This is a genomic window from Pseudomonas sp. Sample_23 (assembly GCF_004307595.1).
Taxonomy (GTDB): Bacteria; Pseudomonadota; Gammaproteobacteria; order Pseudomonadales; family Pseudomonadaceae; genus Aquipseudomonas; species Aquipseudomonas atacamensis.
Map to the genome: position 1 here is coordinate 1 of NZ_RCNX01000060.1, position 9,059 is coordinate 9,059.

At 61.3% G+C, this 9,059-nt stretch carries 7 protein-coding genes and 1 pseudogene; 4 read left to right on the forward strand and 4 right to left on the reverse strand.

The window, feature by feature from the left end; all coding sequences use genetic code 11:
• Together D8U82_RS16215 and D8U82_RS16220 are read right to left on the reverse strand one after the other, a co-directional pair.
• Window positions 1–102, reverse strand: a pseudogene (locus D8U82_RS16215) (two-component sensor histidine kinase); the annotation flags it as partial.
• The gene (locus tag D8U82_RS16220; RefSeq protein WP_130902525.1) at window positions 102–851 is read right to left on the reverse strand and encodes a response regulator transcription factor; all 750 of its coding nucleotides are present in this window, start codon (window positions 849–851) and stop codon (window positions 102–104) included. The pseudogene D8U82_RS16215 and the gene D8U82_RS16220, both read right to left, overlap by 1 nt.
• Window positions 852–1,113: 262 nt before the next feature.
• Between D8U82_RS16220 and pyrF the strand changes: the two genes are divergently transcribed.
• Window positions 1,114–1,812, forward strand: a complete 699-nt coding sequence (gene pyrF, locus D8U82_RS16225; protein WP_071173241.1) for an orotidine-5'-phosphate decarboxylase — start codon at window positions 1,114–1,116, stop codon at window positions 1,810–1,812.
• 126 nt (window positions 1,813–1,938) lie between these two features.
• Here the strand turns inward: pyrF and D8U82_RS16230 are convergent, their stop codons facing one another.
• A complete protein-coding gene (locus tag D8U82_RS16230) occupies window positions 1,939–2,943 on the reverse strand; it encodes an NADP-dependent oxidoreductase (protein WP_016773662.1) in 1,005 nt (334 codons plus the stop codon).
• Window positions 2,944–3,180: 237 nt separating this feature from the next.
• Here D8U82_RS16230 and D8U82_RS16235 point away from each other — a divergent pair, with 237 nt between their 5' ends.
• From D8U82_RS16235 to D8U82_RS16245, 3 genes are all read left to right on the forward strand, one after another.
• The gene (locus D8U82_RS16235; protein ID WP_016773663.1) at window positions 3,181–3,942 is read left to right on the forward strand and encodes an SDR family oxidoreductase; all 762 of its coding nucleotides are present in this window, start codon (window positions 3,181–3,183) and stop codon (window positions 3,940–3,942) included.
• 191 nt (window positions 3,943–4,133) lie between these two features.
• Window positions 4,134–5,534, forward strand: coding sequence for a PLP-dependent aminotransferase family protein (locus D8U82_RS16240; protein ID WP_130902526.1), 1,401 nt, complete (start codon window positions 4,134–4,136; stop codon window positions 5,532–5,534).
• Between the two features lie 108 nt (window positions 5,535–5,642).
• Entirely contained in the window at window positions 5,643–7,610 is a 1,968-nt protein-coding gene (locus D8U82_RS16245) for a methyl-accepting chemotaxis protein (RefSeq protein ID WP_130902527.1), read from the forward strand.
• Window positions 7,611–7,865: 255 nt separating this feature from the next.
• On the opposite strand, the gene D8U82_RS16250 is transcribed toward D8U82_RS16245, so the two are convergent.
• Window positions 7,866–8,624, reverse strand: a complete 759-nt coding sequence (locus D8U82_RS16250) for a hypothetical protein (protein ID WP_039764159.1) — start codon at window positions 8,622–8,624, stop codon at window positions 7,866–7,868.
• Window positions 8,625–9,059 lie beyond the last annotated feature (435 nt).

Sequence of the window (9,059 nt, forward strand, 5' to 3'; positions counted from 1 at the left end):
GTAGAGCCTGAACCAGGCGAAGGCCAGCAGGTGCGCCAGGACAATCGCCACGAACAGCACCCCGAACAGGCGACCGAACAGGGTGTCGAAGCGCGCCTTCATCAACCGATGTCCCGCGCGTCGAACAGGTAACCCTCGCCGCGCACGGTCTTGATCAGTTGCGGGGCTTTCGGGTCGTCGCCGAGTTTTTGTCGCAGGCGCGAGACCAACAGGTCGATGCTGCGGTCGAAAGCCTCGATCGAGCGACCGCGAGCGGCGTCGAGCAGTTGTTCGCGGCTGAGCACGCGACGCGGGCGTTCGATGAAGACCCAGAGCAGGCGGAATTCGGCGTTGGACAACGGCACTACCAGGCCGTTGTCGGCGACCACTTGGCGCAGGACGCTGTTCAGCCGCCAGTTGTCGAAGCGAATGTTGGCGCGCTGTTCGCTGCGGTCGTCGCGCACGCGGCGCAGGATGGTCTGGATGCGGGCGACCAGTTCGCGTGGTTCGAACGGTTTGGCCATGTAATCGTCGGCGCCCAGTTCCAGGCCGATGATGCGGTCGGTGGGTTCGCAGCGGGCGGTGAGCATCAGGATCGGGATGTCCGATTCGGCGCGCAGCCAGCGGCACAGCGACAGACCGTCTTCGCCGGGCAGCATCAGGTCGAGGACGATGACGTCGAAATGTTCGCCCAGCAGCGCCTGGCGCATCGCCGCGCCGTCGGTGACGCCGCTGGCGTGAATGTTGAAACGGGCGAGGTAATCGATCATCAGCTCGCGGATCGGCACGTCATCGTCGACGATCAGCGCGCGGATGCTCCAGCGCTTGTCGTCTTTGCTTTCATCCGTCATGGTTGTCGGGGTGTTGTGCATGGGGCTGTTCACTGCCAGGGGTGGTTTCAGCATAGGCGTCCGGCCGGGAGGCGGGAAGTGCTGTTGTAAGGACGTGTTGCGCCGGGCGAGGCTAACCCGAATGCATGTTGCCGGCGTGTCGGCTGTGTATCGGAGTCGACACAATAGCCGTGCGGGCTAAGCTGATAACCGCCAGCGCGACGATTTACCGATCATCGGGTGCCGCGCTGCCGCCGGTTCCGCTACAATGCGCGCCGTTTTCGACCAGCCTGAGAGCCCATCCATGTCCGCCTGCCAGACTCCTATCATCGTCGCCCTGGATTTCCCCACCCGTGACGCCGCACTGAAGCTGGCCGACCAGTTGGACCCGAAGCTGTGCCGGGTCAAAGTGGGCAAGGAACTGTTCACCAGTTGCGCGGCGGAAATCGTCGGCACCCTGCGTGACAAGGGTTTTGAAGTGTTTCTGGACCTGAAATTCCACGACATCCCCAACACCACCGCAATGGCCGTGAAAGCCGCTGCCGAGATGGGCGTGTGGATGGTCAACGTGCACTGCTCCGGTGGCCTGCGCATGATGGCTGCCTGCCGTGAAGAGCTGGACAAGCGCAGTGGTCCGCAACCGTTGCTGATCGGCGTGACCGTGCTCACCAGTATGGAGCGCGAGGATCTGGCCGGTATTGGTCTGGATATCGAGCCGCAGGAACAAGTGCTGCGTCTGGCGGCACTGGCCGAGAAGGCCGGGATGGACGGTCTGGTCTGTTCGGCGCTGGAAGCGTCGGCGCTGAAAACCGCGCACCCGTCGCTGCAACTGGTGACCCCGGGAATTCGCCCGGCAGGCAGCGCGCAGGACGACCAACGGCGCATTCTGACCCCGCGTCAGGCGCTGGATGCCGGTTCCGATTACCTGGTAATCGGCCGTCCGATCAGCCAGGCGGCAGATCCGGCGCAGGCGTTGGCCGCAGTCGTAGCCGAAATTGCCTAAAGCTTATTGAAGATCCAACTGTGGGAGCGAGCCTGCTCGCGAAGAGGGAGTGTCAGTCGGCGTCATTACCGACTGATCTTCCGCTTTCGCGAGCGGGCTCGCTCCCACATTGGTTTCAGGCTGGCCTTAAACCTTCAACACCAACTTGCCAAAGTTCTCGCCGTTGAACAGTTTCATCAGCGTCTCCGGGAACGTCTCGAGCCCTTCAACCACATCTTCCTTGCTCTTGAGCTGCCCGTTGGCCATCCAGCCGGCCATCTCCTGGGCGGCGCTGGCGAACTGCGCGGCGTAGTCCATCACCACAAAACCTTCCATGCGCGCGCGATTGACCAGCAGTGACAGGTAATTGGCCGGGCCTTTGACCGCTTCTTTATTGTTGTACTGGCTGATCGCGCCGCAGATCACCACGCGCGCCTTCATGTTCAAGCGGCTCAGCACCGCGTCGAGAATGTCGCCACCGACGTTATCGAAGTACACGTCCACGCCTTTCGGGCATTCGCGCTTCAGACCGGCCACGACGTCTTCGGCCTTGTAATCGATGGCGCCGTCAAAACCCAATTCGTCGATGAGGAATTTGCACTTGTCGGCCCCGCCGGCGATGCCGACGACGCGGCAGCCTTTGATTTTGGCGATCTGCCCGGCCACGCTGCCCACCGCACCGGCCGCGCCGGACAGCACCACGGTGTCACCGGCTTTCGGGGCGCCGACGTCGAGCAGGGCGAAGTAGGCGGTCATGCCGGTCATGCCCAGTGCAGACAGATAGCGTGGCAATGGCGCGAGTTTCGGGTCGACCTTGTAGAAACCGCGCGGCTCGCCGAGGAAATAATCCTGCACACCGAGGGCGCCATTGACGTAATCGCCGACGGCGAAGCCAGGATTGTTCGAGGCGATGACTTTTCCCACGCCCAGTGCGCGCATGACCTCACCGAGACCGACCGGCGGGATGTAGGACTTGCCTTCGTTCATCCAGCCGCGCATGGCCGGGTCGAGGGACAAGTATTCGTTTTTCACCAGAATCTGTCCCGCCTGTGGCTCGCCGACCGGTACTTCCTGATAAGTGAAAGTCTCGCGGGTCGCGGCGCCCACCGGGCGTTTGGCGAGCAGGAACTGGCGATTGGTCTGGTTGGTCATGACAGGCACTCGAATGGAATGAAGCCTTGTTGATAGCTCTTCAACGGCGATGTCGCAAGGTTGGCTGATACGGCGAATGCGAGTCGATCCAGTGCAGTGATGATTACGGGGCGGGTTTTATCACTGCAGCGCATGGGCCTGTAAACAGCGATTGCATAGTGCTGACGCGCTTTCGCTGCCCTTGGCTATGCTGCGACGCCAACATCTCCCATTTTTTTTGCATTCGAGGACATAGCCATGAGCATGACGTTTTCCGGTCAGGTGGTTGTAATCACGGGAGCCGCCTACGGCATCGGTCGCGCGACAGCCCTGGCGTTTGCCGCCGAAGGCCTGAAAGTGGTGGTGGCTGACCTCGACGCGGCTGGAGGCGAAGGCACGGTGGCGCTGATTCGTACCGCCGGTGGCGAAGCGTCCTTCGTGCGCTGCGACGTGACGGTGGAAAGCGATGTAAAAAATCTGATGGATGAGGTGATCAATACCTACGGTCGTCTCGACTATGCCTTCAACAACGCCGGGATCGAAATCGAGAAGGGCAAACTGGCCGACGGTACGCTGGACGAGTTCGACGCGATCATGGGCGTCAACGTCAAAGGCGTCTGGCTGTGCATGAAGTATCAGTTGCCGTTGCTGTTGGCGCAGGGCGGTGGCGCGATCGTCAACACGGCGTCGGTAGCCGGGCTGGGCGCAGCGCCGAAAATGAGCATCTATGCGGCGTCGAAACATGCGGTGATCGGCCTGACCAAGTCGGCGGCGATCGAATACGCGAAAAAGAAAATCCGCGTCAACGCAGTGTGCCCGGCAGTGATCGATACGGACATGTTCCGCCGTGCCTACGAAGCCGACCCGAAGAAGGGCGAATTCGCCAACGCCATGCACCCGGTCGGGCGCATTGGCAAGGTCGAGGAAATCGCCAGCGCGGTGCTGTATCTGTGCAGCGATGGCGCAGCGTTCACCACTGGGCACTCATTGGCGGTGGACGGCGGCGTGACGGCGTTCTGAAAGTTGCCGAAATACAAAGAACCCGCCTGCGTGCGGGCTTTTTTGTACCTCGCGGTCGGTCCCTGTGAATACCGTTAAACAATGTGTATCAAACCGTTAGAACTGCCGCATTTGGCGGTGTTGTCGCACAGCCTCGGCGGCGCGGCTGTGATTTACTGCTGCCAGCAAAACTGACAGGAGTTTGCGAGCTCATGGAACTGAGAATTGACCGACAGGCAATGGTGCCGGTCGTGCAGCAGATCGTCGACGGAATGACTGACTGGATTGTGCAAAGCGGCATCCCGCCGGCCACCCGGTTGCCCTCCGTACGGCAAATCGCCCGGGGTAATCTGCTCAGCCAGTCGTGTGTCGTCGAAGCCTGCGAGCGCCTGGTTTCGCAAGGTGTGTTGACTGCGCGTCAGGGCGCGGGATTCATCGTCGCGGCCTCGCCGCCGTTGCGCGAAACGGACTCGGAACTGGCAGTGTTCGAAGGCCGCCATGCGTGGTGCGATGAGCTGAGCGCTTCGTCGGGCCGCTTGGTCTTGGGGCAAGGAGGCTTGCCGCCGAGCTGGCGTGAGCCCGACGACCTCAGCTACGCATTACGCGAGGTGGCGCGCACCGACATGGCCAGTCTGTTCAACTACAGCTCGCCGCTGGGCCTGCCAGCGTTGCGCGAGCAAATTGCCAAGCGTCTCAAACTGCTGAACATCGACGCTTGCAATACCCGGCTGATGAGTACCAGCGGTGCCAGTCATGCGCTCGATCTGATCGTGCGCACCCTGTTCAAGGCCGGCGACTGCGTGGTGGTGGAAACGCCCGGTTATGCACCGTTGTTTGACCTGCTGCGCCTGCACGGCGTACAGATGCTCGAAGTGCGTCGGACACCGAGCGGGCCGGACATCGACATGCTCGAGTCAGTGCTGCGTCAGTTTCGTCCCAGCGCCCTGTTCATCGGCAGTCATCACCACAACCCCACCGGCAGCTGCCTGACGCCTGCGGTCGCCCAGCGTATCGTGCAGTTGAGCAAGACCTACGACCTGCGCGTGATCGAAGATGACGTCTACGCTGATCTGCACACCGGCAGCGGTACACGGTTGGCGGCGCTGGACCATGGCGGCAGGGTCATTTATGTCGGCAGCTTCTCCAAGACCCTGAGCAGTTCGTTGCGGGTCGGCTTTGTTCTGGCTGACAGCGAACTGCTGAAGCGCCTGGCCGAGGTCAAGATGATCAGCGGGCTCGGCTGTTCGAGGCTGGCCGAGGCGGTGCTGGCCAGGCTGATGGCGACCGGCGCTTATCGCAAACTGGTGCAGCGCCAGCGCCAGCGCTTGAATGCCGATCGCGCGGCGGCCTTGCAGGCCCTGGAAGATGCCGAGTGGGAAGTGTTCGGCAAGCCGGTTGGCGGGTTGTTTATCTGGGCGCGGGCGCGCTTGCGCGACCAGACGTCGGTGCGCAGGCAGGCCCAGCGTTGCGGGCTGGAGTTATCAGCAGCGGACGCCTTCAGTCCCAGCGGTGAGTGCGGTGACTGGCAGCGCATCAATGTGGCCTGTGCCTGCGACCCTCGGGCGCGGCAGTTTTTTCGCAATACTTGCGCGGATCGACCTCCAGCATTCTGAAAACGACGCGGGCGTAGCTTTTTGCCATTATTCCGACGCCAGAGTCTTGTGCTGGTTCGAGCCCGTTGCGAATCTTCGGCAACAGACTTTGGCAGGGGACTACGCGCAATGATTTCGGCCGTGCAAGGACGTTTTGCCAACCTCGGTATGGCGAAAAAACTGGGTATCGGATTTGTGCTCGTCTTGTTGCTGACTGCGTTGGTGGCGGCGATCGGCGTCTGGTCGCTGCAAACCATCAGTCTGCGTTTCGACGGCTTGAAGCAGATGTCCGCGCTCAACAGCGGCCTGCTCAAGGTGCGCCTGCTCGAGCAGGAATACGCCCTGCGCGGCAATCCGAAGACCGCCGATGCCTTGCGCGAAGGCGTCGATGGGCTGATCGTTCTTGCCGGCGAGCTCAAGGCACATTCCCCGGCCAATGTGCCGGTGATGAGCGATGTCGAGCAAGCGCTGGGCGCTTATCGCAAGGCCTTCGATGAATTCGTCTCGCTGAGCCAGGCCAAGGACCTTGCGCTGGAGATGGCCAGTTGGTCGGTGTCGAGCGTGGCCAATAACCTTGACGTGTTGCAGAGCGGCCTGGCCGATGATGGCGCCTACACCTTGAAAGACACCGAGGGCAAGGACGGCGCGCAGTTCATCGAACAGGCGAATCAGGTCAGTCAGGTCTCGCGACTGATGCTGCAAGCGATGAACGAAGCGCGGGTGCGTCTGGATCAGAGCCGCAAGGGCGATACCGACAATGCCGGTCAGGGCAACATCGAGCAGGCCGCGCAAGCGCAGGAGCAGGCCGAGGCGCTGAAAACCACGGTCAAGGACGAGGGCTATCTGACTGTGCTCAACGAAGTGTCGGGGCATATCGCCGGATTCAACGAGAAACTGGCTGAATACACCGGGTTGCTGGCGCAAGAAAAAACGGTTTATGACCAACTGCATCAGCGTGCCGCGCAGGTGGTGGACCGGGTCAATCAGGCCTACGTCGCCGAAGACGCTTCGATGCAGGCGGAGCTGAAAAAGAACACGGTGTTGATCATTGGCTCTTCGGCGCTGGCCTTGTTGGTCGGATTACTTGCCGCGTGGGTGATCACGCGCCTGATCGTTGCGCCGCTGCGCAGTGTCATTCGTGTGGCGCAGCAGATTGCTGCGGGTGATCTGACGGCGAAGGTCGAGGTGACGCGCCGCGATGAAATGGGACAATTGATGTTGGCCATGCAGCAGATGGCTGCCGGCCTCGGCGCGATTGTCAGCGGCTTGCAGGCCGGCATCGAGCGCTTGGCCGGTTCCGCGCAATCGCTGTCGGCGGTGACCGAGCAGACCAATCTGGAGGTCAACAGCCAGAAGGAGGAAACCGAGCAGGTCGCCACCGCCATGAACCAGATGACCGCCACCGTGCATGACGTCGCGCGCAATGCCGAAGAGGCGGCGCTGGCGGCGCAGACGGCGGATGACAAGGTCGAGAGCGGCCAGCAGGTGGTGCGCCAAAGCATGGCGCGGATCGAGCAGTTGGCGGATTCGGCGACTTCGGCCAGTTCCAGCATCGAGAGCCTCAGTGCCGAAATTCAGAATATCGGCACGGTGCTCGAGGTGATCAAGAGCGTGGCCGAGCAGACCAATCTGTTGGCGCTGAACGCGGCGATCGAAGCGGCGCGGGCCGGCGAGCAGGGCAGGGGATTCGCGGTGGTGGCCGATGAAGTGCGTGCACTGGCGCGGCGCACGCAGCAATCGACCGAGGAGATCGAGCGCCTGGTCAGTGCTCTGCGCGCGGCGGCGCAGTCGTCGGTGCAGCAGATTCGCAGCAGTGGCGAGTTGGTCAAACTGGCGGTCAGTGATGCGTTGCAGACCGAAAGTGCGCTGGGGAGTATTGCCGCGGCGGTGTCGTTGATTCAGCAGATGAATCAGCAGATCGCGGCGGCGGCGGAGGAGCAGAGTTCGGTGGCAGAGGAGATCAATCGCAGTGTTACGCAGATTCGAGCGAGTGCGGATCACTCTTCCGTGGCCATGCGCGGGAATGCGGCTTCGAGTGTTGAGCTGGCGCAGTTGGGCGGGGAGTTGCGCTCGATGGTTGGGCATTTTCGGCTTTGAGTCTTGGCGGCCTTCGGGCCGACCAGGCTCTCGGCTTCGCCGCGTGGGAATGGCCCGGGTTTGCTTTTGCTGTTTTGTGGGAGCTGGCTTGCCAGCGAAGGCGGCCTGACACCCGACCGATTTTTACCTGAGAACACTGCTTCCCAATGTGGGAGCGAGTCTGCTCGCGAAAGCGGTCTTCAAGTCACATCCTCTTTCAAGTAACCCACAAAAAAGCCACCAATAACGGTGGCTTCTCTCCCCAGCATTCGCGCCTCAGTCGTAAATCACTTTCTTCTTCCAGTCCGCATCGGCTTCGACATCCTTCAAGCCGGCGGTCAGTTGGTTTTCTTCACCTTCCACCGGGGCGATCTTGTCCATGACCTGGGCGTTGGCTCGGGCGAGGAGTTTTTCCAGGTATTGCAGTTGCTCGGCATACATCTGCGGGTCCTGCTGTTTGCGCAGGTATTGCACGCCGCGTTCAAAGGCGAGGCGGGCCTGGCCGGGTTGGTTTTGTTGCAGGGACTGTTGGCCGAGGTTGTTGAAGAATTCGATGTGCAGCAGCACCAGGATGTGGCGCACTTCGCGAATCCATTGTTTGGCTTCGTTCGGTGGCAGGAAACCGTCGTGGGCGGCGCGGGTGATCTGGCCGTGCAGGGCTTCGAGGAGGAAGCGCACGTCTTTGGCTTTGGCTTCGGTCAGGATCGGCGCGGGCGGGTTGTTCACCGGGATCGATTCGCCCTGGGCAACGAGGGCGCTGAGTTCGGTGATGCGGGCCTTGGTCGTCGCGCTGGTTTTTTCCAGGTTGAGCAGGCGCTGGCAGACGTTGAGTTCCAGGCGGGTCAGCAGCAGCTTGAGCGCCGGGGTCATGAACTGGCCGGGGAAGGTTTCGGTCAGTTCGCCGCAGCGGCGCAGGCGGTCGTTGAGTTCGACTTTGGTGCGGGCCTTCTCCAGTTTGTTGTTTTCCACCACATGGTTCATGTAGCCAATGGCGATCAGAATTGCGATCCCGGCTACGACTAGCAGGGTGATCATGAGTGGTGTCACCGGTAAGACCTCTTTATAGGGTTCGCATGCGAGTGTAGTGGCTGGGCATTTAGGCGCCTAGCGCCGCTCGACGGGTTTGATCGGCTGCTGCAATCTGTATCGGCCGCCAGCTGTATAGATGAATGCTGGCGCTTGATGTGCAGATTGCCATCACTGTGCGGTGACTATAACGTCTTGGCGAGTGGCGGAATATAGGCGTCAGGTTTCGGACGACGGAAAAGCCCTACGCGGCCCGTAATCCAGGTCGAAGTCATTGATTTAAATAAATTTATATCAGGGGGTTGACGACCCCTCAATCCATCCATAGAATGCGCGCCACTTGCAGCGTAAAGCACACAGCGAAACGCAGCAGGGAGTGAATGTTGTAGTGTGTCCCCTTCGTCTAGTGGCCTAGGACACCGCCCTTTCACGGCGGTAACAGGG